Genomic DNA, 23,658 nt, shown 5'->3' with positions numbered 1-23,658 from the left:
GGGGGTGGCAAGCGGGTCTGTGCCCGCTGCTTTCTGACGATCCATCATAACCATACTCGATGACTGCTCGCAACTGGTCTACACCACTAGAGTAATAGAAACGGTTCGATGGTGCTTGAAACTATGCCTCAGGGTCCTGTCTGGATGAAATCTGACAGGAAATCAGAGAAAGCGGCAACAATGCAGCGCAGGCCGCCGCTTAATCTCCGTCAGAAGCCGCTCCAGAAAGCGTAACAAACTCAACCGGAAACCTGTTACGTAATCCCCCTTGGATTTCAACACGTAACACCGGGGCGGGAAAGGCGAATTACGCCTTAGCCCGGCGGCCCGGAGTCAACGGCGCCGGACCGGGGCGGATGGGAGGACGTGCGCACACGGGCACGGCACGGCGAGCGCGCGGTCGACACCGCACAGCACGAGCTCGGCGGGCGGACACGAGCGCGGCCAGGCCGCCGGCTGCACGACACGGCGACGAAGCGATCAACCACGACCGGAAGCACGGCACGGCACGGCACGGCACGGCACCAGGCCCGGACGACCACGCGGACCCAGCCCGCAAGCCGGCGCCCGCCGGGCCGGCACCACACAGGCCGCAGGCCGAAAGCAGGCCCGTGCCGGGGCCACCGCCCGCGACGGAAAGCAGCCCCACCAAGGCGGCCCACGCCGGAAAGCAACCCCACAGGGGCAGCCCACGGCCAGCCGGCGGAACGGCCCCGGGGACGCGGCCGCGGACGCCCGGAGAGCACGACCCTCCGCCCCGCGGCCGGAACAGGCCGCCGGCGGACAGCCAGACCACGGACGCAGCCCTCGAACAACCAGCCCACGGACGGCCGCCCAGCGAGCCCTCAACGCCGGTACCGGGACGCGGCACGCGGCCGGAGCGCCGGGGCGCAGCAGGCACGACGAGCGGGCGCGGGGCCCGGGCGGCGGGCGGCGGTACGCACGGCGAGGACGGCGCCCGGGGGCCGGGCGGCGGAGCGCGGGTGCCGGAGCCGGGACAGCTCGGCCGGGCGGACTGGGGCCGGACGGACACGGAGCGCGGCGCTCATGCCGCCGGCACGGCGCCAGAGGCGCGGCGCCACCGGCCGCGGACAGCAAGCGGGCGGCGCGGCGGATGGGCGGCGGACACAGCAGGCCAGCTCCTCACCGACGTTCACCAATGTTCGCCGAACAACGGCGAACAACGGCGAACAACCCCGAACAACCCACCGCCCCCGGCCACAGCAGACGGCGAGACGCAGGCCGGCCGAGGCCGGAAAGCAGGCGCCACCGGACCGGCCACCTAAGCCAGGTCCGCCTGGGCCGGGTCCGCCTGGGCCGGGGTGTACACAGCTCGGCGCCGGACGCAGCAGGGGCGCGACTCGGCGACCGGGGGGCGGGAACGGCCCGGCTCGGGCGACGCGCGCGGCCGGGCCCGGGGGAAGCGGGACGACAGGGTACGGCGCGGGCCCCAGGAGGAACCCGAGCTCCCAACCAGACACCACGCAGGCGCGGCGCGCGGAGGCGGCGCGGCTCGGCACGGCGCCGGGGTGGGGCCGGAGGGCGCCGCCGGGGCGGGCGCGGGCGGCGCCGGAGGGCGGGTACGGACAGCCGGGTACACCGCGGAGGCGGGCCCAGCCGCGGACCGGGGCGGGGCGGTGGACGGCAGCCAGGCCCGGGACCAGAGCGGCGGGCGGCGGCGCGAGCCCGGGACGGGGCGGGGAGCGGCAGGCAGCGGGGCAAGGGACGGGCGGGCGGGGCCGGCCGGAACACGCGGCGGGGCGGGGCGGACGTCCCGGTCGGCCTGGCGGACCACGGCGCGCACCGTGGCGGTGTCGAGGGCCTGGAGGCCGCTGTGGGCGAGCGTGGCGAGTCGGCGGGTGATCAGCTCCGCGACGTCCTCCGCGCGGCTGGAGACGGCAATCAGGGCGCGCTGGGACAGGCCGTAGTCGAGCGCGGCCGCGGCGGCCGGGTCGCTGTCTCGCGTGCGAGACAGCTCGGTGCCGGCGGCGACCGCGCCGTGGATCGCGGCGAGGGAACGGGCGACGTCCAGGAGCCGGTACGCCTGGGCGCGGCTGATGCCGAACTCCGCGGCGCAGTACGACTCCCAGCTGCTGTGCCCGAGGGGCACCCAGACGCGGGCGGCGTGCGCGTCGCGGACCCGGGCGGCGAGGGCCGCCACGGAGCGCCGGACGTCGTCCATCGCCTCGCGCAGCCCCGCCGTCATCTCCCGGGCCTGGGCGGTCGTCAGCGGCGGCCGCGCCGGTTCGGCGCCGTGCTCCTGGTCCTCGTCGTGCTCGCCCACGACTCCATCGTCCTCCGGGCTGGCGGGCACCACCAGGGCGCGCGGAAGCACCAGCGCGCGCTCCGCCTGGCAGCCTCATAACCCACCCGTTCACCTGGGAAAACGCCCTGTGAGCCTCATAGACCTCACAGCGTGACAGCTCGCGGGGAGCGGTTCTGTCACGCTGATCCGCGACGGCGGGCGCGGGCCTGCCGCACGATGCGAGAGGGGCCCGGTGGCGGGGGTCGAGCGGGAGCCGGCGGAGGTGCGGATACCCAAGACGGCGCTGGACGCCTTCGCCGCGGCGCTGAGCGTGCGCACGGTAGCGACGCGGACCTGGCCCGACGGCATCGATTGGATGTATCCGCTGGGCACGTGGGACGAGCCGCACCTCGAGGTCGCGCTCATGCCCGGCGGCGAGGAAGTGTGGCTGCGGATGTCCACCGACCGCTCCAGCGCCGTCGTGTGGACCATCGAGCAGTGGTGGGACTTCGCCGGGCGGCTGCCCGGCGCCATGCCACCGCAGGACTGAGTCGCGGGGTACTCAGCTGTTCTTGATGACTCTGCTGATGTCGAACGGGACGTCCTCGGCCAGCTGGAACAGCGGCTCCAGGGCGCCGTGGTAGACGGGGTCGGTGTGGGGCGGGCAGTGCTCGGTCAGCAGACAGCCGGCCGCTTCGTCCTTGGTGCGGGGGTGGGCCGCATCCTCGTCCTCGGCGATCTCCAGGACGAGGTCGATCGCGTGGTCCACCCGGTCACGCGCCTGGGCCCACTGCTCCGCTGTGCGGGTGCGGTGATCGACGAGGTCGTGCTCCAGCACCGGCACCAGGTCGGCCACCGGCACCGACAGCGCCTCGTGCAGCCGGCCTAGCGTCGGCTCCTGGCACAGCTTCTCCACCGTCGCGGCCGACAACGGCGGCTTCGTCTCGGCGACGCGCTGCAGAACGGCGACGCCCAGGACGACCGCCGCGGCCGTATACCTCCAGGCGGTCAGCGCCACGCGCCGCTCGTGCGCGGCCGCGCTGCGCGCGATCTCGTGGATGGCCTCCCCGTAGAACGGGAACGTCGTGGCCGCCTCGTGCACGTCTGCCACGTCCCCGCGGCTCTCCAGCCGGTCCCAGACGGCGCCGGCCGACTCGAACTCGTACCGAGAGGTCAGGACTGCCGCGTTCAGCGACCGCAGCGCCCCCAGCTCGGTCGACGTCAGCGGGCCGTTCTCTTCCAGCCGTGCGAACCGCATCGCCACTCCCCACCCCGGGTCCGGATCAGTCCCTGGCACGCTACCCGGCTCGGCGGCAACGAAAGGCTGCTGCGCATGGATACGCGTTGCCGTCCGGGTGGCAACGGGTGGATACGGCCACCCGGCCCGCGCGTTCCCGGCACACTCGGGCCCACCAGCGTGCGTGGACAAGGAGCAGTGCGATGCCCGTGAAGATCACCCCCAACGACGAGTACGACGACGCGACCGACACCCTGCGGGTCGGGCGGCACGACCTGGAGCGGCTGCTGCTGGAGTTCCGTGAGCTGATGCGGAAGCAGGAGCCGGGCACCTGGCGTCACATGGAGGACTACGACCTGTCCTTCGAGCGCCTGGCCGACGCCGTCGACGCCGCGACCGAGGCCCGGCTGGGTGCCCGCCGGCGGGGTCCCCGCTGGGAGGGGCCCGACCTCCGGATGCGCTGCACAACCACCGAGGCCGTGTACGAGTGGCCGGAGGGCGCTCCCTACGAGGGCGGCACGACGGTCACGTGGAACGTGCCGGGCCACGACTCGCACGCCACCGACCCCGAAGAGGACGGGGCCCTGTCGTTGTGCGGCTTCAGGTGGGCGGAGGGAGAGGGCCGGCGCGTGAGCGGCTTGCCGGACTGCCGCGAGTGCCGGCGCGAGGTCCAGCTCGGTGCCGAGCGGTCCCGGGGCCGCTGGTGACTACCGGGCGGCTACGGGTTGCCGCCCGGGTGGATACGGCGGTGACTACGCCGTGGAAACGGCCCGGTGCGGCCTGGACGGGGCCGAGGACGACAGAGCCTCAGGGGGTCCAGGCGGCCAGAGCGGTGGCGATGTCGCGGACGTCCAGCCCGTTCGCGGCCTGCTCGATCAAGTCCCCGGCCTGCTGGGTGCTCACCTTCACCGCGCGGCCGCTGGCGCTCAGGAAGGCCGCGGCAACGACGGCCGAGTACAGCTCATTGGAGTGCTCCAGGGCGGGCAGCCGGACGAGGGACTGCAGGAGGGCGGCGGCGCGGTGGTGCGGCTCGGGGTAGACGGTCGTGCCCATGACGACCGCGCAGTGGCGGGCCCGGGCGGCCTCCAGAGCTCCGAAGTCGACGACGTCGGGATCGCCCGGAATCTTCTCCTGGGCGACCTGCAGGAGCCAGATGAGGTCGACGGTCAGGTTCACGCAGCCTGGTCTCCAGCGGCGGGGCGGGGGCCGAAGCGCTCGGCGAAGCCGAGGGCGTGCTCGGCGACGAACTCCTCAGCGCCGGCAAGGAACCGGGAGCGGGTGATGTCGTCGGTGAGCATCCGCGCAGCGTACTCCTCCGCCGGGACAGCCTTGTCGGCCGCGAGCGCCTGGAGCTGCTCGTAGACCTCGTCGGTGACGGTGACGCGCAGCTCGCGGCGGCCGGGGTGCGAAGCGGATGTGCTCATGACGGTCTCCTGGCGGGTGGAGAACAAGAGGCCCGGGGGCCTGTGGCGGTCACCCGAGGTGGCGGCCCCCGGGCGTGTAAATCCTGTGTCTCCTACCGTACGGGCACCCACCCCCGGGGCTCACGTCCTTCCCCGGAACCGGTGCGGGCCGACCGCAGTCCGACCGGGTCTTCGCGAGGCGGGGAGGTCGGCACGACCGGCGCTTTGCGGTCCACCCGATCGTGGGACATCGGCGGCGGAACACCGCCAGGTCCAGGTTCGGCCGTGGTTCGTCCCGCTGCACCTCACAGCCTTCCAACCGTGCGGTGTGCCGTCTCACCTGGGGAAACAGGGTGTGAGTCTTACATCTGGAGGGCGGTCAGTACGGCTCTACGATCCGCGCCATGACTATCGAGATCGATACCGTTCAGGTGGACCCGGAGCAGTTGCCGGCCGACAGCTTCACCGAGTCCGACATCGCCAGGATCCAGCTGGTGAACCTGATCGAATCTGCCGCGTCACGCCTGGGTGTGTACGCACAGATGGTGGGTGAGGACCTGGCTCGGGCGGGTGACTACGTGCGAGCGCTGCCTCGCGGTGTGGATGCTTCGGTGATTACGCAGGCGGTGATCACCGAGAGGGTTCGCGGGACGAGCTGGGAGACCATCGGCGAGGCTCTTCGCATGAGCGCGACGGACGCCGAGGAGAAATGGGGCGCTGCCGAAGCGACGTGGTCTCGGGCGAGCCGTGCGACCACCGTCTACCGCAAGAACCCGGGGGGATACGCCGCATCGGCTGACCGGTACATCACCACGGACAAGCCGTATGTCGGCACTTCCACGCGTCGTCCGCTGTCCGCCTCCCTGGACGCGGCCGCGCACCTCACTGGCCGTGATGTCGCCGCAGCCGACCGCGCCTTCGCCGGCACCCCTGCCTGCACGCACTGCGCTCCCTGACACCTGGGAGACTGAAGAGCGCCTCGCCCCGGCAGCTGCAATGCCGGGGCGAGGCGCTCTTCGCGTACGGGGCGTGTGCCGTCAGGAACGGGGCGGGAGGCCGCCGGCGATCCGGCAGGGGTTGCGGGTCAGGTGGTAGACGGGCACGTCCAGGCGGTCCTGGCCCGGCTCGGGTACGGGCCCGAACCAGGTGTCCCCGGGCCCGTCGGCAGAGGTGATGCGCTCGCCGCAGTGGCCGCAGCGGGGCGCGGCCGGCAGTGCCCAGGACGCCTCGAGGGAGTCCTGCTCCGACCCGGGCCGGGTCACTGCCCGGCCTCGTCGGTGGTGCGGGCGTAGGGGTCGGGGAGCGGGGTGGCCCTCGCCCAGGTGCCGTCGGGGCGCTGGTAGGCCATGGACGCGGTGGCGTGGCAGACGGTGGTGTCGGTGTCGCCGTCGAGCAGGACGCGCAGGTACTGGCCGGCGGTGTCGGTGATCGTGCCCTCGCGGTCCTCGTGGCGGACCCGGACGCCGAGCGCGGCCGTGACGCCCAGGCGTTCGGGCAGGCGGTAGTAGGTGTTGATGTGGTCGAGCTGACCGGCCTGGCGGCGCCGGGCGAACGCGGCCTCGTCCAGGTCCTCGTCGTGGTCGAGGTAGTCGGTCACGGGGTTCTCCCAGGGGTGCGGGGCTCCGCCGGGACGGAGCCGGACGGCGGGGTGGGGCTACGGAGCGGTGCGGGGCGGCTGGACAGTGAAGCCGGTGCCGAACAGCGGCCGGCTGGTGCGGTAGCCGAAGGCGTGCAGCACGGTGGCGAGGGCGGTGTTCATCGTGGTGCTGACGGTCTCGTAGCGGGTGACGACGTCCTCTTCGAGGCGGTCGGCTTCCACCATGTCGAGGGCGGCGGCGTCCAGGCGGTGGTGGGTGAGCCAGTCGACCGTGACCTGGTGGTCGTCGTCGAGGTGGACCACGACGCCGCCCTGGTGCTCGTCGGTCAGCGGCCCAGGCGGCGCTACGTGGAACCCGGCGCTGATCAGGTCGAACCGCACCTGGTCGAGCAGGAGCTCGGCTTGCTGCCCGTCGTCATCGCGGGGCATGGGGCCTTCCGGAAGAGTGGCGGAGAGGGGGAGGGATCCGTCCCCGGCAGTTGCAGTGCCGGGGACCGGAGCGGGGTCTAGCCGATGAGAGTGCGGGCGACGGCATGGGCGTGCTCGCGCAGCGGGGCGTCGAGGCTGTCCCAGGTGGCGGCGACGTGGTTGAGCAGGCCGGCCATCGCGCGGTCGGAATCGGTCGCCTGGGGGTGCAGGAGTCGCTCGGCGGCAGTGGTGAGGTCGGCGGCCGGGGAGACCGGCCTGCGCTCGGGGCGCGGATCGCCGGGCAGCTTGAGCGTCAGCTTCAGCGTGTACTCGGTGCCGGTGCGGGTGTAGACGGTGACGGTGTCGAGGTTGAGCGGACCGAAGGACCGCTCCTCCAGTACCGAGCGGGTGAAGTGGGGGTGGCTGCCGATCGCGGCGGCGACGGCGTCCCAGGTGTAGGCCACGGACGGAGCGTCCGAGATCGGCTCGGAGGAGACCAGGGCCAGTTCGTGCTCAAGACCGTCGGCGTCCTTGAACCAGACCGCGGTGTCGCCGGGTTCGACCGGGGTGACGGAGCGGATGTGCGGGCTGCTGCGCAGCGCGGCAGCGATGTGGACGACGTCGTGGCGGGCGGTTTCGGACGGTGCGGCGGCTGGGGCCGGCTGCTTCAGCAGGGCGGTGTCCTCGTCGGTGGCGATGCCGATGACACCGAGGTAGCGCTGGCCGTCGCGGGTGTGGATGGTGATGTCGCCGTCGCTGGGGTAGTCCGGGGTGGCGGCGACGAAGTCGGGGTGATTGAGGACCGCGGCCGCCAGGGCCTCGTGCAGGACGGGCATGCCGAGCATGTCGTCGTCGGAGGGGGCCGGGTCCTTCAGCGTGAGGAGCCAGGCCCGGCCGTCACCGGTGTCGGAGGTGGCGAAGACGACGTCGTAGTCGCCGGGGTTGGCGTACGCGGCGGTGAAGTGGGGGCTGCGGCGCAGCGCGTCGGCGATGCGGACGCTGTCGTAGTCCGCGTGGATCAGGTGGCTCTTGTCGCAGTCGATACCGAAGACGTCGACGGCGTCAGAGCTGGTGTCGGTCACGGTGTTCCTCGCTTCTTTAATGGCACCGCTCGGGCTTTCCCTGCTCAACGGATTTCGGGCTGGAAGGTTCCGGTTTTCTAGTACTCGACGTCGAGGTAGTCGATATTCGTGAGGTACACGTCGGACAGTCCCACAGCGCGGGCGCCGTTGTCCTGGAAATAGGTTTCCTTGAATCCCTCGGCGACAATTTCGCGCAGGAGCTGGTCGGTGGTGCCCATTTCCTGGGCCTCGAACAGGCGGCGGGTTTGGTAAGTGGAGGGCTTGACGGTGAGCCGGCGGAAGCGGCCGTCGTCGGTGGTGCCGGCAGCGGCCTTGTAGCCGAAGCGGGCCCGGGTCTCTGGGGTTGACCTGGCCTCTCGTCACTACTACCAGCGCCAGTTCGTCACCACCCGACAGTAAGAACTAGCAGGTCACCCGGCTACACCACTGACATCCAGGTGCCGATTCTCTGCTGACAGCCGCATGCAGAAAATCAGGACAGCAGGTGCCGCAACGATCCACACAAGGAGAACTGTTTAATTGGATTTATTCAGGTAGAGTTTACGCCATTGGCGTGGAAGCGCAGTCCAACCAACCATTCGAGGGCGGCGCCGAAGACGCCTAGGCCGTGTGTCGAAAGTGGATCTTGGGCTGTGAATGATCACGGTTCATGGGTCGGAGAGATCTCACGGACGAGCAGTGGGCGGTGCTGGAGCCGTTGTTGCCGAAGGGCACGAAGGCGGGCCGGCCGCCCGTCTGGCCTCGGCGGCGGTTGATCGACGGCATACGGTTTCGGGTCCGGACCGGTGTTCCGTGGCGGGACGTGCCCGTCGAGTACGGGCCGTGGGGCCGGGTCTACGACTTGTTCCGCCGGTGGCAGCGGAACGGCATCTGGCACCGGATCCTGACCCGGCTGCAGTCCCTGGCCGATGCGAAGGGGGCGATCACGTGGGACCTGAGCGTCGACTCCACGGTCTGTCGTGCTCATCAGCATGCGGCCGGGGCCCGCAAGCAGGGTGACCTGCAGAAGGAACCGCCGGGCGGTGTGTTCACCGAGCCCGATGACCACGGACTTGGTCGCTCACGCGGCGGGTTCACCACCAAGGTGCACCTGGCCGTTGAGCAGGACCAGAAACCCATGGCGATCGTGATCACGGCCGGGCAGCGCGGCGACTCGCCGCAGTTCGAACCGGTGCTGAAGAAGGTCCGCGTGCCCCGTATCGGGCCGGGCCGGCCACGCGTCCGCCCCGATCGGGTGCGTGCGGACAAGGCGTATGCCTCCCGCAGAAACCGCGCCTACCTACGCCGCCGCGGGATCCGCTGCACCATCCCGGACAAGGCCGACCAGGCACGCAACCGCCGAAAGCTCGGCGCCCGCGGCGGCCGGCCGCCGCGCTTCGACCCGGTCGACTACCGCGAACGCCATGCGGTCGAGTGCGGGATCAACCGTCTTAAAAGGAACCGGGCGGTCGCCACCCGATTCGACAAGCTCGCCGTCCGCTTCGAAGCCACCGTCCTTGTCGCCGCGATCGGAGAATGGCTGTGACGGACGGAGTTGGCGATGCCGCCTGCTCGCGTTGGCCATACCCCTCGCCGACGATCACAGCCAGCCGGCCCAGCCGAAAGCCAAGAGGTAAGCGCGCTTGGCTGCGGCCCACCCGCGGCGACCGCCACCGACAACCGCGATAAGGGCGACGGCGAACCAGAACGCAACCGCTCCGCCAACGATCAGAGCCCATACGGTGCCGCCAATGGCAGCGAACAAGACCACGATGAAGACCGTTATGACGAGCCCTGCATGGGCACCGCCGATGCTCACACGGAACATCTCGCGCATGACGCGGCGGTCCTCTGCGAGAACCTTCTCGTAAGCGTTCAGCTCTCGCCCTGGACCGTCCTGCTTCCCCATACCCCGCTCCACGAGCCCCCCTCAACACCCTGCCCAAGCCGAATCCGGCAACCCCATGGACGCTCCAGCCCGCCACAACGTTGCCTCTCAGCGACTTTCGACACACGGCCTAGCCCCACAGGAGGAAGCCACCATGCCCATTAACGCTGCAGTCCGACGCGCCCAGGACGCTATCGCCCGCTACCGCGAGGCGCGCGATCGCTGCTGTCCTTCGTCGCCCGCCGGTAGTGGGCGACGAAGGACAGCGCGGCGGGCGCGGCCGAGGGGAGGGAACATCGAGATTGCATAATTGGATTTATTGTAGTAGTGTGGCGTTGTTGGCATGGAGAGGTTGAGTACCTCTGACATCGAGGGTGGGAGAAAGCATGGACCTCAGTCCCGCACAGGAGGCCGTCCTCAAGAAGGTCAGGGCCCGAGTCTCGCACCGGTTGACTTTTAGCAAGACCACCGAGCCTCGCGGGTTCCTCGCCAGCGAGCTCCTGGGCCCGGCCATCCCCGACGCCTTCCAGGACGGCGCAGTGCAGGCCGGCGAATGGCAACAGACCCCCGAGTTCTGCATGAACGGCCAAGTGCTTGAGGAGCCGACCGAGCAGCACTGGCTTGCCCACTTCCTCTCCATGGCGATCAACGAGGCCGTCCACGAGGCTCTGGAACACTTCCAGGTCGACGGGAAGCCCTACCTGAACCCCCACGGCAAGAACGAGGCGCTGATCTACATCCACGTCAACGAGCTGGCGGCCCAGCTAGCCGAACTCGCCGAGGAGGAGGAATCCGCATGACCAAGACCCGATTCGCCCGGCCCGGCGAAGCCGCCGCAGCGACCGCCCTCCCCCTCTGACACAGCCCGACTTCAACGCGAAAGGCGGCACCCCATGCCAGTTCTGGACTACAGGCCCTTCAGCCACCGCCGCGACGAGATGGACCACCTCGTCGGGCCCCGGCCCCGTGGGGAGCGCCGCCGCAACAGCCGCCGCGCCCACCGACGGAAGATCAAGCGCCTCGAAACCCGCACCTGGCGCCTCGAGGCGCTCCACCAGACCACAGAAACCAACTAGGCCCACAGCCGACAAGCAACAGAACGCGCCCGGGCCCCGGACGGCGCCGCGCCGCGCGGCCGGACAGCCACACGACCGGGCGAAGGGCTGCGGCGGGGCGCTACCGGTCCGAACGCGCGGCCGGACCGCAGAACCACGGACAGAGGGCCCGATGACATGCCGCCCGGAGGGCCCGGTGTCAGGGTCGGCAGCGGGCGCTGCCGTAGAGCAGCGGCCAGGAACCGGGCCGGTAGGCGCTCCTGGGCCGGGGGCTCTGAGTATGACCCTCGGACGGTTCTGTTCAGCGAACAACCCCGAACATCCCAGGGCGGCACTGGCATGCGGCAGCCTGGCCGCCGGGCGGGGCGGCGCAGGCGGCGGCAGGCATGAGCGGCCCGCGCGCCAGGGGGCGCCGGGGACGGAGGCATGCACGGGCGCACCCCAGACGGATGAAACTTTCATAATTGGATTTATTGCGTTAGGGTTTGCGGCATCGCGGTGTCCGACAGCCCCAGCAGAGACCCGACAGGAGTACCCCCGGTGGCACGCATGCTCGCCAAGTCCGTACGCCGCCACGCCGGTCACCCTTGCCGCTACGCCGGCCGTCGCGGCTGCACCTGCTACTACTTCTCCGTCCCTCCACGCGGCTGGCACCAGGCCATCGAACGGCGTCAGGCGCGAGCGGCCGAGAAGCAAGCCTGGCGCCACGCCCTTGAGAAGGAAGACTGAACGTGCCCCAGCTCGTCGCCAGCCCGACGCACATCCTCGCCCTGGTCAAGGGAGCCGCTGAAGGCGACCCGATCAAGCACATCACCCCGATGGGCTTGGGGGTCCACCTCGACGACGCCGTCGCCTGTGGCCTGCTCGCGACGAGGAGCAGCCCCTACGACCTGCATGTGACCGACACAGGACTTGCCTTGTACGAGGCGCACTTGAAGGATCTCCCAGACGGCCGAGCCAACCACTGGGGCAGCGCCGTCCCGACTGTCGCCGTCGACCAGGTGATGCGACTGCACCTGGAAGCCACCGGCCGTCTCGCTGTAGTCGAGGTCACCCTGACCGCGCCGGGCAGCGGTGTCGTGACCGTCTCCCAGGGCACCCGCTCTCCCAAGCAGCCTCAGGGCACTCTGGGGCGCACCCGCAACGCTGCAGGCCGCGCCACCGGCTGGTACGTGGACGACGCGTGCGGCCACGACGGCCGCAAGCCGATCCGCGTCACCGGGCGCACCAAGGACGATGCCCTCCGAAAGTATCTGCGCGCGCTCGGCCTCTGGCGCGACGCGATCACCTATGCCCACTTCCACTACACGTCGCAGCGAGGCAACTGATCAATCGGCGGAGACGGGGCGGGGTGGTCAGGGGCATGGCGTGGAGCTCGCCAAGCCCCGCTACGCCAGCCGTCGTAGCTGCACCTGGGCCACTGCTTCATGCCCGGAGCCCAGGCTGACCCTGAGCACCAGACCATCGAACGGCGACGGGTACGAGTTCGCCGTCATCCTGAGAGAGGACCACTTGATGTGTAGTACGACGTCCCCAGTGGCGGAGGGACCGAGCGGCGGAGCGGAGCCGGACTCGGTGGGCGCGCTGCCCGAGTATGCCCAGGATCCTGCGGTGGCCGCAGCGCTGAAGGTGCTACGGGCGGGCGGTGTAACGCTGGCGACGGTGCCGGGCCGGAAGATGCTCTACCGGGAGTGGCACAGCGCGCAGGGACCACAGGGCGCGTTCGTGTGGCCGGGAGCGGCGGCCCGGATGCTGGAAGTGGTTTGGTTCATCGACGGAGCGCAGGACGAGGGCGGCATGAGGACGCGGGACACCCGGATCGTGCGGACCGCCCGGAACCAGGCCCTCGACGGCGTCGCCGCCGTGTTCCAGGCTGCCGGCTGGCACGTGTGGCGGGTGGAATGCCGCCGGACGGCCACGCGGCGCGCCCTTCGGATGGACGTGACGCCACCGGCCGAGGACGAGCCTCAGTACGTCATCTCCGATGAGGAAGCCGAAGCCCTGGTGGCCGAGTTCGGCATCAGGGAAGGCGACCTGGACGAAGCCGTGTACGACGCGGCCAACGAGGACGGGGCCACGGAGTACAACGACGGCGCGCACCCGGAAATGAGCGATAAGGACGCGTACGAGGAAGTCCATATGGCGGCCGACGCGCGAGCGAGCACCGTGAACAACCAGGGGTCCACGGCGCAGGTGCGGTTCCTCGCCGAATCCTGCGGCACCGTAGAGGGCCTCCGGTCGCTCCTCGGGGACCTGACGTCGTCGCCGGCAGCCGCAGGGTCCACGCCCGCCTCCTGAGCCCCGGCGCACGGGCGGCCGTGGCGATGGGCCTGGCCAGCGGACCATCGGACGGAGGCTGCGGCGGCGGGAGCGCAGCCAGGCCCGGTGGACGCGCCTCTCATAGACCGCTGCGCAGCAGCGAGTACAAGGAGTTGGGCGCCTCCAGGACGCCCCAGTAACGCGGCCCTTGCGGCCTCAGGGCCGAGGGCAGGGCTATGCCCAGGTACGCACTGCCTCCGAGCTCCGACCATGTCGGGTCGATCACCTGGCCGTCCCCGTCCGCGCACCAGGCATGGAGCGTCGGTAGGGGGCTGTCGCCCCCGAGCGCGAGGCCCTCGATGTAGGCCAGGCCCGGGTGCTCCAGCTCGGTCTCCGCCGCGTTGACGAAACACTGCCGCTCTGGGAGCACCCGCACCCCGGTCGGGAGGGCGGCAGGGGTGAACCAGCGGCCGTACGCAGCGATGAGCTCGTATACCGACTGGTACTTCCACTCTGCGGTGCCGTCGTGAGCCAGCCGGGTCTCCGCAGCGAGGGTCGTCTCCAGCCAGTCCGAGAGCGCTTGTTCCGCAGGGGAGATCGGGCGGGCGGGGTCAACGAGACCGCCGAACTCGGCGGCCGTCGTCATGTCAGCCGGGGCGCTCTTGTTGTCTACCCCATTCGACATGGTTCCCCTTTCCTGCCGGGAATTTCCCAGCTTCTCTGGTCCAGTTCCTATCAGCACGCGAAACCTACGTCCAAGGTGACGTGGGCCTCGGGCGTGAGCGCGAGGTGAGGCGACGGCAGCGGGCACAGTCAGCGACGCCGCCCACCCTCTTTGACCACCAACCGCACGAGGCCCGCCAGACACGTCAGGACAGCGGCGCCCACTGCAAGGGGTTCGGCCAGCCTTGGATAGGCGAATGTCAAGCAGACGACCCCTGCTGTGGTGAGCAGGCCCACCGCCGTGGCCAGCAGGAGCACAAGGGTTCGCAGCTCACGGTGTTCCGCGTTCCTGGTCATGGGTGAATCCGTCTCCTTCGTCTCGGGTCGCGGCCCAGCCTGATTCGGGTGGGCCGGCTCTTCGCCAATTGCAGCGGACCGGTAGCACGGTGGCCGGGCGAAGGTGGGGGGTCTCCAAGAACCGCCGACTACTGTGGATCGGCGCCGGTAGGGTCGCAGGGTGAACACCACGAAGGTGCCCAGCCGGGCGGACCAGCAGCTCATCGATCATGCCCGCAAGCACGGCTTCACGGTGACGGGCAAGCAGTTGTCCGGATGGAGGCGCCACGGGCTGCTCCCGGCGAACGCGCATGGTGGAGGGCTCGGTCGCGGTCGGGGGAGCACTTCGCAGCCGGTGGCCGCCAGCTTCGCTCTGGTGCTCGGTCTCGCCCGGCTGGCCGGGAGGGGGAGGCGGCCGGCGGACGTGGCGCTGGCCCTGTTCGGAGAGGGCCTGCCGGTGCCGGAGCCGACCGTCCGGGCCGCCTTCCGGACCGCCGTGGGATCCATCCGCCTTCCGGGCACCGTTCCGGGGCAGGACGTCGATGAGAAGCTGGACGCCGTCGACTCCTATATCGGCCGCGGCGGCCAGGCTGCGATCATGGTGCCCGCGCGCGCACGCCGGGTTGACGAGCAGATCGCCGCGTTCTTCGAGTCAGCCGGTGTCCCCTGGCCGCCTGAGGAACTTGTCCCGCTCGACGAGCACTTGAACGAAGAGCGCTTGACGCCGCAGGGCGCCACGTTGTTCGCCGCCGACGCCTTGCTCACGGGCAGTGCGCCCCTGCCGCTGGTGGGCGCGCTGCTGCGTGGGATGGCACCCGGCCTGGGCACGAATCCGATCGCGTCCCTGGTGGAGACCACGGTGCGCGACGTTCCGCACTCTCCCGTCCTGGGCCCCGACGGCAGCCTGACGATGCCAGCCGGCGACGTTCGCAGCGTCCTCCGCACGCTGGCGGAGACGACCTCGCCGGAGGACCTCGCCGCCGCCTGGCACGTCGCCCAGGGTGTGCGCTCCTGGGCGCTGGACCTGTGTGCGCGGACGGAGGCAGAGCTTGCCGCCCGGGCGCCCGGCGACGCCACCACGGAGTGGTGGATCAGCAGGCAGCTGCCGGCCGGGCTCTACCTCCTGGAGGAGCTGCGCACCCGGCATGAGAAGGCCACCACGACCGCTCTGTCGGCTCTGCTCCTGCTGTTGCAGCGCGAAACGTTCGCCGAGCTCGACCGGGTGCAGGAGGGCTTGCAATGGGACCTCGCACAGACTCCGGGCTTCCTTCCCCCGCCTGTCCGGGCCTTCCTCTCCCTGCCCTCGGCCGCTCCGGCTTCCTCGTAGGTTTCCTCACTCCCGGGCTCGGCTTTCGGTCAACTCCGCACGGTGTGGACCTGCTCGGGAGAAGATGGGGTCATGAGCCTGATCAACCGTCACGCATTCGCCCGCGCCCGTCTCATCGAGGATCTGGCGGGCGCCGCAGCGAAGTGGGGCTACGAGGTGCCCGAGGACCCGGGCGTCACCGAGCTCGCCGACGGATTGGCCCAGGCTCTCGACCGGCTCCAGGCCGATCCAGACGGGCACGTTGAGGCAGCATCCCACCTGGGGACGGCTGTCGAACATTTGAAAGCGGTGGCCCGCCTGGGCGGGCTGCTGCCCCTCGTCGTCGGCCATCATCTCCGTCGTGCTCTGCAGCACGAGCAGAGCGCGTGTTTGAAGGTAGGGCAGTCCGCTCGCCCCACGACCTGACAGACACGATCTCCGGCAGAGGGCCGGTCCTCGGGCGGATGGTCTGATCGGCATACGCGACAGGTGGTTGCGACGGTCAGCTGGTTACCGGCACGTGCAGAGGGTGCTGGGGCACGGCGGTGGGTTGGCTGGGCATCGGAGCATGTTCGGCGAAGAAGACTCGAAGGCGCGTCGGTGGATGGGTGCGCAGGCCGCGGGCCGTCGCCCAGATGCGGGGCCAAAGGGAGCGGGCGCGGTCGCGCTCGAGGTCCTCGCGCCACATCTCGGCCACTGCGGACCGGCCGCAGACGCGGACAGCCGCGAGGTCGCAGGCGAGTTCGCCCCACCAGTGGAACAGGACGGTCAGCATCCAAGCGGCCGCAGCGGTCAGGGAGAAGGCGGGGAAGGGCAGGAGGCCGGCCGCCAGGCTGACCGACATAACCGCGGTGGACTCGGCGACGATGCCCTTGCCGGTGTCGCGGCGCTGGAGGTGGGCGAACTCGTGCTCCAGGACCGCGGGGAGGTGGGCGGTGTGGCGGGGGTGGAGCCAGCGCATGCCGAGCCAGATGTGTCCGCGGCGGCCGTGGCCGGTGGAGCGGGCGTCGGCCCAGCTATCGGGCTCGCTGGAGACGGCCAGCGTGACTTTCTCCAGTCCGCGCTGTGCGGTCGTTCGGCGTACGTGCTCGGTGGTCTGCCGCATCCTGGCGGCCAGGTGGCGGTACGTTTCGCTGTCAGACTGGCGAGGCTCTTGCCCTGCGTGAACCTGCCAGGTGAGGGCCTGGGCCACCGGTCCCATGTGGATCGCCGATCTCTGTCGGGCGCGCCCCTGCGCGGCCCACAGAACGCCGGTGGCCACCGCGAGGGCGACGGCGGCCCCGGCCGACGGTCCGCGTAGCTGCGTCATGATGGTCTGGCTGATGATCGCTGTCGCGGCGACGGCCTGCCCAGCGTGGCGTTGCAGGATGTCCCCCAGATTCATGGTGATCACCGTAGTCGGCGTGTGCCGGTCGTGGTTACCGCGTTGGCCTCGGCAGCGGCAGCAGGGGCCGTCGCGCCTGGTCCGAGGTGGACGTGGCAACCGGACGACGCGTACGTAACCGCCGGCGCAGCTCCAGCGGGGTCATCCGCCCCAGGGAACGCGCGCGAGAACGAGTCCGCGGACGTCAGCGGCGCCGGTTGCCCGAAGCCTGCGTGCGACGTGCTGAAGCTGCGACCCGCTGGTGAATACGTCGTCGACCAGAAGGATGGTGGCTCCTTTGATGTCGCGAGTGTCTCCGGTCCAGGTCAGGGCGGCGGCATGTGCGGTCGCGGCCGCGCGTTTCTCGTCCAGGGTCCGGGTCGCGGAGCGGGCGGTCTCGGAATGCTTCACCAGCCGGTGGCTGCCCGGCGGGCTGAGCGGGTGGGTCCGTGTGACGTCCTCCGTAAAGGCCGCGTCCATGATCGCCTCGATGTGCTGGATGGGCTGACGCCCACTGTGGGTGGGATTGCCGACGACATAGTCGACGCCCCGCATGGCCTCGGGGTGGCTCTCCATCCAGCCGACGAGGAGGCGGCCGAAGATCATCGCCCAGCCCGTCTTGCCCTCGTACTTCAGTTTGTGGATCTTGTCGCGCAGGGCTCCGGAGTACATGGCCACCGCGTCGACGCGGGAGAACCCCCGCTCGGCCTCCGGCAGCGAGCACACCGCGTTGCTGCACGGCCTGCCGGGTGCGAGGCCCTGGGAGCAGACCGGGCAGTGGGGTTCGGCGACGGGCTGGAGGGTGCGGCCGGCGCAGTCGGAGCACAGGCGGGCGGTGCCGGTGATGCGGTAGGCGCACACCGGGCAGTCGGGGAAGCCTGCCGGATCCGGGAGACCGGCCGTCACAGGCCGGCCAGGGCGAGCTGCTGGCGCTGCTGTCCGGCGGCCTGGATGTCCGCGGCCTGGCCGAGGCGGTCGGTGATGTCGCTGGAGTCGGTGACCAGGATGGCTCGGCCCTCGTCCAGCATCTTCTTGGCCCAGGGCTGGGTGTCGGCGAGGGACCGGATCAGGAAGACGAGCTTGCCGTGCTCGGCGGCCAGGCGGGCCTGCATCTTGGCGCCCGACGTACTCGAGGCCTCGATGACGACGCTGCCCAGCGTGGTGCCGGAGGTGACGACGTTGCGGCGCGGGAAGGTGTGCCGAGCTGGTGGCTGGGTGGGCCAGAACTGGCTCAGCAGCGCTCCGCCGGAGGCGAGGATCGCCTTCGCGAGCGGACGGTTCTCGGCTGGGTAGATCGGGGCGGCGATGCCGGTGCCCATGACGGCGAACGTGCGGGCTCCGGCGGTGAGCGTGGCCTGGTGGGCGGCGGCGTCGACGCCCTTGGCGAGACCGCTGGCGATCACGACGTCGTGGTCGACGAGCTCGCGGGCCATCCGGGCCGCCCGGCGCAGCCCGGCCTCGGAGGCCTGGCGGGTGCCGACGATCGCGATGGAGCGGGCGTCGCGCTGATCGAGTTCGCCGCGGTAGAAGAGGAACGGCGGCAGGTTGCCGATCACGCGCAGGTTCGCCGGGTAGTCCTTGTCGAGGACCGTGACCAGGCGTGCACCGATCTTGTCGGCGGCGGCGAGCTCGTCGTCGACTCGGGCGCGGGCGTCGTCGAGGCCGGCGGTCAGGGCCTGCTGCAGCAGGGGGCGGTTCTTGGTCGCGGCACGGGAGTCCTCGTGCAGCTGTCCGTCCATGAGCGCGGCCAAGCCCTCGGGGCTGTGGGCGCCGCGGGCCAGCAGGCTCCAGTCGAGGGTGGCGTCGCCGGTGCGCAACGCGCACAGCGTCAGCAGATCGTGCTGCTCAGCGGTGATGTTGAGGTCCATCAGGGGTGTCCTTCTACTCGTGGCCCCGGGATGTTCGAAGGATGAAGCGAGGTACTCGGGCCACTTCCATCATGGCGCACGCGGTCCGCGTACGGGAGGCAAGGGCACGGTCGACTCGATCCGCGGTGCCGGTCGCCCGGGCCGCGCCGACTCCGAAGGCCGGACAACGGGCAAAGATCATTCGGCGCTTTGCACGGCGGCGATGAAGTGGGACATCGTGGCCTTCAGCGCGTCATCGGGGCCCTGGCCTGCGGCGCCAGTGACGGACGTCGTCACGAAGTTCGTGGCGGCCAGGTGGGAGCTGGCTTGGAAGGGGTCGATCGTCGTACCGGGGCGCAGCTGGTAGGCGGTGTGGCGGGAGGCGCGGTACTTGCCGATGGTCAGGGCGATGACCTGCTCTGCCTTGGCGCTGGTCAGAAGGGTGCGGGCCCATTCGATGGACTTGCCTTCGGTGGTGAAGTCGTCGAAGACGATCACGGTCTTGCCTTTGAGCTTGCCTTTGTACTGGGGGTTGATCCGGACGGTGCGGGCCTGGGCGCCGATCGAGATGTCCGCCGTGCTTGCCGGGCCCCAGTTCTTCTTCGCCCGCTCCCAGCTGGTGTCCGGGGCCTGGGCGACGCGCTCGAGGAGGTCCTCGCGGTAGTAGGAGCCGACCATCACCTTCGCATTGGTGAGGAAGCCGGCGAGCTGCTGGCTGACCTTGCCCGGGGAGCTGCTGGGGTAGACGCAGAAGAGGCTGCGGTGGGGCAGGGTGCCGTCGAGGTAGGCGGAGGAAAGCAGGCGCAGCATCAGGATGTCGCGGGCGTCCTGGGTGCCGACGGTGATGGTACGGCCGCGGGTGAAGACGTCCTGGAGCTCGAAGGTCCGGCCGGGGGCCTGAGGGAAGCGCACGTTGGGAGGCAGCAGCGAGCGGATCTTGAATGAGCGGGCGTCATCGTCGTGGCTGAAGGCCCAGCGAGGCTCGTCCAGGAAGAAGTGCTCCAGGAGCTCACCGACATCGGCCGGCTGGTCCACCGACATGGTGATCATGCCCTTCGCGTTCCGCACATGGTTGGCCCAGCGGGCGAAGATGTGGACGACTCCGGCGTTGATGCCGGTACGCCAGTCCCATTCCGAGGTCCCCACGATGACGAGCTGATTCGGGCGCAGCTTGAGGCGGTCGGCGACCGTCGTCAACCAGGCCCCGCTGCCACGGGCCGGCTGGCCGGGGATGTCGTCGCGGCACAGGTGGAGGGCGGGCGTGGGCAGACCGGCGGCCCTCATGGCGGCTTCGGCGTCGAGGGAGTCGGTCGTGAGCAGCACGAAGGAGATGCCGCGTTCGCCGAGCCACCGCAGGAAGTCGGCGATCCCGTCGTGTGCACGCCCAGGCGAGCGCAGCACCGCCTTGTAGTCGATCGCGACCGCGCGCACCGTGTTCGTCTCGTCCATCGCCGCCCCCACTGCTGTGCCATGGTCATCAGCTGACCCTCTTGCCATGATCTCAGCCGGCATGACCGCGCGCCCTCAGTCTCCGAATCCCTGCTCCCATCCCAGCCGCCCGTGCGGCTCCGTCATCGGCGGATTCACTGCCACATGCGTCACACCCGCCTCGACTTCGTCAAGAAGTCCACTCCTCTGCCCCGGGCGGCTTGTAGGGCGAGAGGGCCACACCGGCCCCCGGAACGGAGGCATGGACGATGGAAGAGCGCAATGCCCGGGCGGTACCCGTCGAGAAGATCGTGGTGGGGCTGGCCCAGCGGCCTGGGACGGAGCCGCCCTGCGCGGACGGAGCCGACGTGCAGCGCCTCGGGGAGATGGTGTGCGCCGCGGTGGTCGACGGGGCCGGCCATCGTCCGGAGGTGGTCCGGTACGCGGCGATCACTCCGGCGGTTATCACCCACATCGGGGCCGCGGTGGGCGGCCTGGCCGGCCTGATGGCGGCCGGGCAGATGGCCGCAGCCTACGACCGGCCCCCGCACGCGTCCGCGGTCTTCGCCGGCGCGCAGCCGGGACAGCCGACGAGCGTCCACTGGATCGGGGACTGCAGGGCCTACGGGTGGGATGGGCGCGTGCTCAGGCAGTGGTCGACCGATCAGACGATGGGGAACTGGCTCCGGTGGAACGGGGGCGCCGCCGTGGAACTCGACGCCGTCAAGCACGACAACTGGTCGAGGCTCGGGCTGGCCCAGGCCGGGGCGGCGACGTGCCGACAGGTGCAGATTCCCTCGGAGGTCGCGCTGGTGCTGCTGATGTCCGACGGGGTCTCCGACCAGGTGCCCCCGGAAGTGCAGGCCCGGCTGTGCCTCGAGCACGCGACCGCCCCCCAGTTGCTCGCCGACTCCTTGGTCGCAGCGGCGGCGGAAGACGAGAGCGGGTACCGCGACGACGCCACCGTGATCGCCCTGCTCCGGGCAGAGGGGTGAGCACCCGCCCTGACCTGGACGGGGACGGCTTGTAACGTTGACGGCATGTCTGTAGATATTCGTACCGTCCTGCGTAAACAGGAGGAGGAGCTGCGGCGCTTTCGCCGTGGCCTTTTCTCCACGGACCCGGCCGACAGCGGCCTGGCCTCCGTAGTGCCCACAACCGTGCTGAAGCAGATGCAGGCGGAGGGAAAGATGGTGCCGCACAGTTTCGGACCGGTGCGTTCAGTGACCGACCGGCATGCCGTCCTGACCATCGTCGGGGACATCACGGACCAGGCCGTACTCCTGGAGCGGCCGGGCCGGGAAGGGAGCGTGCTGACGCTGTCGGTCGCAGCGAAGCACAAGCAGCTCGGCACACGCCAGGCCGTTGACCCGGCGGAGGCGCGGGCCTGGGTGGAAGCGATCGTGGGCCCGAGCTGGCTGCCGCACGTGTACTCTGCCGGCAACCTGAGCACCGTGGGCGGGACCTCAGCTCCGCGGCAGCTGACAACGGCGTACTACTACCTGTTCCTCGGCGCGGACGGTGTCCCGCACGCCGAGCCGGAGCACGAGCTAGGTGTGGCGCTGTCCCTGCTCACCGACCTTGGCTGATGCGCCACTAAACGGCCGCATGTCTAGGGGATCACCACAGACCTCGATTGTTGCTTAATTGGATTTACTGCTGTAATATTGAGGGCGAGTTGCGGCGAGACGAGCCACCGAGGGCCCATCGTCGGCCCGCTCCGCAGCTCTCACCACTTGCCCCCGGCGGCCGCTCTCCCGAGCCGCAGGCCGCCCCTCAGGAGCCCTCGTGACCAATACGACGCCCATCCCCCCGATCCCCGCCCCACATCCCACCGTCACCGGGCTCGCCCGCCACGCCGAGCGCATGCGTGCACGGCTCGCCGATTTCTGGGGCAAGCCCGTCCGCGGCGTGCCGCGCGGCATGGACCTTTTCCAGGCCATGCACATCACCATGACCGGCGAGGAACCGACCAGCGACGCCCTCAGTGCCTATCGGGCCCAGTGCGCAAACTTCGCTGCCGCCTACCGCACCAGCGACGTATGGGTCGCCCCTCACAGCATGGGCAAACGCATCGCCGCGCACCCCTTCGTGAACAACGACAGCGTCGTCGCCGGGAACTTCGAAGACGTGGCCCCCGTCCGCGACGGGCTCGTCCACTTCCCCACCCCGATCAGCCTCGACGACCTCCACCCGCCCTACGGCATGGCCTGGCACATGGAAGGCACTGGCGACGAACTCGTCCTCGACGTCGAGACCATCACCGCCACCCGCCTGATTCCCACCCGCCTCCCGCCCCGGCTCGCCGCCTCCATCGAGCTGCCGCGTGGCCCGTACTGTCCCAACGGCGTGATCGCCCTCCACCAGGGGAGGCTCGGCGGCTACAGCAACTACCGCCTTTTCGGAGCGCCGGACCCGGCCAGCAGTCTCGCGATCCTCCTCGCCTTCTGGGATCTCCGCCGTCCCACCGAAGCGCCGGACATCACCACCCCGGACGAGGACGTGGTCAGCGTCCCCCAGAACGACAGCACCGGCGCCAAGCCAACCGGCCGCAGCCGGAAGAACAAGCGCGGCAAACGTACTGTCCGCAAGCGCCACATCCGCATCATCTGCGAACCCGTCCATGCGCAGGCCTCCAGCGACCCCAGCGCCCCAGCCCGAGCGACCACCGACGACTCCGGCCCCAAGTGGAAGGACAACACGCTCCGCTGGGAGGTCAGCGCGAGGTACCAGAACCGCTGCCCCAACCCCCACCAGCACCGCGCCATCATCGAGGCCGGCGGCGAGTGCAAGCCCATCCGGGTCCCCGTCCAGGCGCACGTCAACGGCCCCAGGGGCCGCGACGTCGACCCCCGCCGAGCGGTGCGAATCGTCCCCCACCGCTCCGGCACCCGCTCGTAACAGCCTGCCCCGGTCCGGCACCGACGCGCGGGCCGGGGCCGTCATCGGACAACACCCTCACACTCCGACGCAATCTCACGACCCTCCCCGAGCACACCCACCTCGTGTGGCCGGGGTACGTGAAGTCCCTCACCAGCACTCGCTTCCGCGACTACGCCGCCCACATCTGCGAACTGCTCCTGGCAATCGCCTTGTTCGAGCACCGCTGGTCGCGGATGTGCTCGCCGATGTCCGCGACCTTCCCGCTACCGAAATCCCGTGACTCCAGGAAGAGCTTCCCCATGGCCCCCGACGAACTGACCGTGACCGGCCCGTGCTGGTCCTGTGCCGCCCTCACGACCATGTGCGCCCGGTGCGCCACCGTGGTGGAGATCGATCCCGCAACCGGGCAGCCGACTCTTGGCCGCACACCGACCTCGGTGCCGCGGCTCGTCTGCTCAGCCTGCGTGACCGCCGCCAACAACCGCGCCCGCGAGCACGGGGGGCCGACCGTCGCGACCGAGCCCGAGCGCCACGCCGGCCACCGACAACACCTCTACATCTGACGGACCGGCGCCGCGGAACCCGGAAGACGGGGCCTGAAGGGCGCCGTCTGCCGCCGAGCACGCTCACCCGGTCGAGGCCTGGCGCCGGCACAGCCGATCGTGGAGCCGCCCGAGGG

General features: G+C 70.4%; 28 protein-coding genes and 1 pseudogene. 14 read left to right on the top strand and 15 right to left on the bottom strand.

The features are described from left to right. Positions 1–1,282: 1,282 nt before the first annotated feature. A complete protein-coding gene (locus tag IE326_RS41075) occupies positions 1,283–2,284 on the bottom strand; it encodes a serine/threonine-protein kinase (RefSeq protein WP_229915661.1) in 1,002 nt (333 codons plus the stop codon). Positions 2,285–2,528: 244 nt separating this feature from the next. Here IE326_RS41075 and IE326_RS27220 point away from each other — a divergent pair, with 244 nt between their 5' ends. Then, entirely contained in the window at positions 2,529–2,795 is a 267-nt protein-coding gene (locus IE326_RS27220; protein WP_229915660.1) for a hypothetical protein, read from the top strand. Between the two features lie 12 nt (positions 2,796–2,807). Here IE326_RS27220 and IE326_RS27215 read toward each other — a convergent pair whose 3' ends face one another. Beyond that, positions 2,808–3,503 carry a hypothetical protein gene (locus IE326_RS27215; RefSeq protein ID WP_190043404.1) on the bottom strand — a complete coding sequence of 232 codons (696 nt, stop codon included), beginning with the start codon at positions 3,501–3,503 and terminating at the stop codon, positions 2,808–2,810. Positions 3,504–3,685: 182 nt separating this feature from the next. On the opposite strand from IE326_RS27215, the gene IE326_RS27210 reads away from it, so the two are divergent. Beyond that, positions 3,686–4,189 carry a hypothetical protein gene (locus IE326_RS27210; RefSeq protein WP_229915659.1) on the top strand — a complete coding sequence of 168 codons (504 nt, stop codon included), beginning with the start codon at positions 3,686–3,688 and terminating at the stop codon, positions 4,187–4,189. Between the two features lie 100 nt (positions 4,190–4,289). Here the strand turns inward: IE326_RS27210 and IE326_RS27205 are convergent, their stop codons facing one another. Further along, positions 4,290–4,658, bottom strand: coding sequence for a fic family toxin-antitoxin system, toxin component (locus IE326_RS27205; RefSeq protein WP_190043403.1), 369 nt, complete (start codon positions 4,656–4,658; stop codon positions 4,290–4,292). Continuing rightward, entirely contained in the window at positions 4,655–4,906 is a 252-nt protein-coding gene (locus IE326_RS27200) for a hypothetical protein (protein ID WP_190043402.1), read from the bottom strand. Before IE326_RS27200 ends, IE326_RS27205 begins: the two co-directional genes overlap by 4 nt. A gap of 383 nt (positions 4,907–5,289) precedes the next feature. Here IE326_RS27200 and IE326_RS27195 point away from each other — a divergent pair, with 383 nt between their 5' ends. Continuing rightward, on the top strand, positions 5,290–5,841 hold the full coding sequence (locus IE326_RS27195; RefSeq protein ID WP_190043401.1) for a hypothetical protein: 552 nt from the start codon (positions 5,290–5,292) through the stop codon (positions 5,839–5,841). Positions 5,842–5,922: 81 nt separating this feature from the next. Here IE326_RS27195 and IE326_RS27190 read toward each other — a convergent pair whose 3' ends face one another. From IE326_RS27190 to tpg, 5 genes and pseudogenes are all read right to left on the bottom strand, one after another. Then, entirely contained in the window at positions 5,923–6,147 is a 225-nt protein-coding gene (locus tag IE326_RS27190; protein ID WP_190043400.1) for a hypothetical protein, read from the bottom strand. Beyond that, the gene (locus IE326_RS27185; protein ID WP_190043399.1) at positions 6,144–6,482 is read right to left on the bottom strand and encodes a hypothetical protein; all 339 of its coding nucleotides are present in this window, start codon (positions 6,480–6,482) and stop codon (positions 6,144–6,146) included. Before IE326_RS27185 ends, IE326_RS27190 begins: the two co-directional genes overlap by 4 nt. Positions 6,483–6,539: 57 nt before the next feature. Then, complete coding sequence (locus IE326_RS27180) at positions 6,540–6,911, bottom strand: hypothetical protein (RefSeq protein WP_190043398.1); 372 nt, start codon at positions 6,909–6,911, stop codon at positions 6,540–6,542. A 77-nt stretch (positions 6,912–6,988) separates the two neighbouring features. Next, a complete protein-coding gene (locus tag IE326_RS27175) occupies positions 6,989–7,972 on the bottom strand; it encodes a hypothetical protein (protein ID WP_190043397.1) in 984 nt (327 codons plus the stop codon). A gap of 77 nt (positions 7,973–8,049) precedes the next feature. Next, positions 8,050–8,316, bottom strand: a pseudogene (tpg, locus tag IE326_RS41070) (telomere-protecting terminal protein Tpg); the annotation flags it as partial. A 305-nt stretch (positions 8,317–8,621) separates the two neighbouring features. Between tpg and IE326_RS27165 the strand changes: the two are divergent. Next, positions 8,622–9,497, top strand: coding sequence for an IS5 family transposase (locus IE326_RS27165; RefSeq protein WP_190043395.1), 876 nt, complete (start codon positions 8,622–8,624; stop codon positions 9,495–9,497). Positions 9,498–9,551: 54 nt separating this feature from the next. Here the strand turns inward: IE326_RS27165 and IE326_RS27160 are convergent, their stop codons facing one another. After that, on the bottom strand, positions 9,552–9,860 hold the full coding sequence (locus tag IE326_RS27160; protein ID WP_190043394.1) for a hypothetical protein: 309 nt from the start codon (positions 9,858–9,860) through the stop codon (positions 9,552–9,554). A 365-nt stretch (positions 9,861–10,225) separates the two neighbouring features. Between IE326_RS27160 and IE326_RS27155 the strand changes: the two genes are divergently transcribed. The 4 genes from IE326_RS27155 to IE326_RS27140 all read left to right on the top strand — a co-directional run bounded on the left by IE326_RS27155 (position 10,226) and on the right by IE326_RS27140 (position 13,192). Then, a complete protein-coding gene (locus tag IE326_RS27155; RefSeq protein ID WP_190043393.1) occupies positions 10,226–10,639 on the top strand; it encodes a hypothetical protein in 414 nt (137 codons plus the stop codon). A 93-nt stretch (positions 10,640–10,732) separates the two neighbouring features. After that, on the top strand, positions 10,733–10,915 hold the full coding sequence (locus IE326_RS27150) for a hypothetical protein (RefSeq protein WP_190043392.1): 183 nt from the start codon (positions 10,733–10,735) through the stop codon (positions 10,913–10,915). 710 nt (positions 10,916–11,625) lie between these two features. After that, the gene (locus tag IE326_RS27145; RefSeq protein ID WP_190043391.1) at positions 11,626–12,222 is read left to right on the top strand and encodes a hypothetical protein; all 597 of its coding nucleotides are present in this window, start codon (positions 11,626–11,628) and stop codon (positions 12,220–12,222) included. A 247-nt stretch (positions 12,223–12,469) separates the two neighbouring features. Then, positions 12,470–13,192 carry a hypothetical protein gene (locus tag IE326_RS27140; RefSeq protein WP_190043390.1) on the top strand — a complete coding sequence of 241 codons (723 nt, stop codon included), beginning with the start codon at positions 12,470–12,472 and terminating at the stop codon, positions 13,190–13,192. A 100-nt stretch (positions 13,193–13,292) separates the two neighbouring features. Here the strand turns inward: IE326_RS27140 and IE326_RS27135 are convergent, their stop codons facing one another. Continuing rightward, positions 13,293–13,838 carry a hypothetical protein gene (locus IE326_RS27135; RefSeq protein ID WP_190043389.1) on the bottom strand — a complete coding sequence of 182 codons (546 nt, stop codon included), beginning with the start codon at positions 13,836–13,838 and terminating at the stop codon, positions 13,293–13,295. A gap of 495 nt (positions 13,839–14,333) precedes the next feature. Here IE326_RS27135 and IE326_RS27130 point away from each other — a divergent pair, with 495 nt between their 5' ends. Further along, a complete protein-coding gene (locus tag IE326_RS27130; RefSeq protein ID WP_190043388.1) occupies positions 14,334–15,479 on the top strand; it encodes a hypothetical protein in 1,146 nt (381 codons plus the stop codon). Between the two features lie 72 nt (positions 15,480–15,551). Beyond that, on the top strand, positions 15,552–15,884 hold the full coding sequence (locus IE326_RS27125; protein ID WP_190043387.1) for a hypothetical protein: 333 nt from the start codon (positions 15,552–15,554) through the stop codon (positions 15,882–15,884). 76 nt (positions 15,885–15,960) lie between these two features. On the opposite strand, the gene IE326_RS27120 is transcribed toward IE326_RS27125, so the two are convergent. The 4 genes from IE326_RS27120 to IE326_RS27105 form a co-directional block, all read right to left on the bottom strand. Beyond that, a complete protein-coding gene (locus tag IE326_RS27120) occupies positions 15,961–16,842 on the bottom strand; it encodes a M48 family metalloprotease (protein ID WP_190043386.1) in 882 nt (293 codons plus the stop codon). 141 nt (positions 16,843–16,983) lie between these two features. Continuing rightward, positions 16,984–17,727 carry a ComFC family protein gene (locus tag IE326_RS27115; RefSeq protein WP_229915658.1) on the bottom strand — a complete coding sequence of 248 codons (744 nt, stop codon included), beginning with the start codon at positions 17,725–17,727 and terminating at the stop codon, positions 16,984–16,986. Beyond that, complete coding sequence (locus IE326_RS27110; protein WP_190043385.1) at positions 17,724–18,689, bottom strand: DNA-processing protein DprA; 966 nt, start codon at positions 18,687–18,689, stop codon at positions 17,724–17,726. The genes IE326_RS27115 and IE326_RS27110 overlap by 4 nt, the downstream gene beginning before the upstream one ends. A gap of 177 nt (positions 18,690–18,866) precedes the next feature. After that, entirely contained in the window at positions 18,867–20,117 is a 1,251-nt protein-coding gene (locus IE326_RS27105) for a hypothetical protein (protein ID WP_190043384.1), read from the bottom strand. A gap of 248 nt (positions 20,118–20,365) precedes the next feature. Here IE326_RS27105 and IE326_RS27100 point away from each other — a divergent pair, with 248 nt between their 5' ends. The 4 genes from IE326_RS27100 to IE326_RS27085 all read left to right on the top strand — a co-directional run bounded on the left by IE326_RS27100 (position 20,366) and on the right by IE326_RS27085 (position 23,542). Further along, positions 20,366–21,091, top strand: coding sequence for a PP2C family serine/threonine-protein phosphatase (locus IE326_RS27100; RefSeq protein ID WP_190043383.1), 726 nt, complete (start codon positions 20,366–20,368; stop codon positions 21,089–21,091). Between the two features lie 45 nt (positions 21,092–21,136). Beyond that, positions 21,137–21,685: a hypothetical protein gene (locus tag IE326_RS27095; RefSeq protein WP_190043382.1), complete on the top strand. Its 549-nt coding sequence runs from the start codon at positions 21,137–21,139 to the stop codon at positions 21,683–21,685. 199 nt (positions 21,686–21,884) lie between these two features. Next, the gene (locus tag IE326_RS27090) at positions 21,885–22,997 is read left to right on the top strand and encodes a hypothetical protein (RefSeq protein WP_190043381.1); all 1,113 of its coding nucleotides are present in this window, start codon (positions 21,885–21,887) and stop codon (positions 22,995–22,997) included. 119 nt (positions 22,998–23,116) lie between these two features. Then, on the top strand, positions 23,117–23,542 hold the full coding sequence (locus IE326_RS27085) for a hypothetical protein (protein ID WP_190043380.1): 426 nt from the start codon (positions 23,117–23,119) through the stop codon (positions 23,540–23,542). Positions 23,543–23,658: the final 116 nt, after the last annotated feature.

This window comes from Streptomyces filamentosus, assembly GCF_014654895.1.
Classification (GTDB): domain Bacteria; phylum Actinomycetota; class Actinomycetes; order Streptomycetales; family Streptomycetaceae; genus Streptomyces; species Streptomyces filamentosus.
Note: the sequence above shows the minus strand (reverse complement) of the source record. Positions and strands in the feature narration are given on the sequence as shown.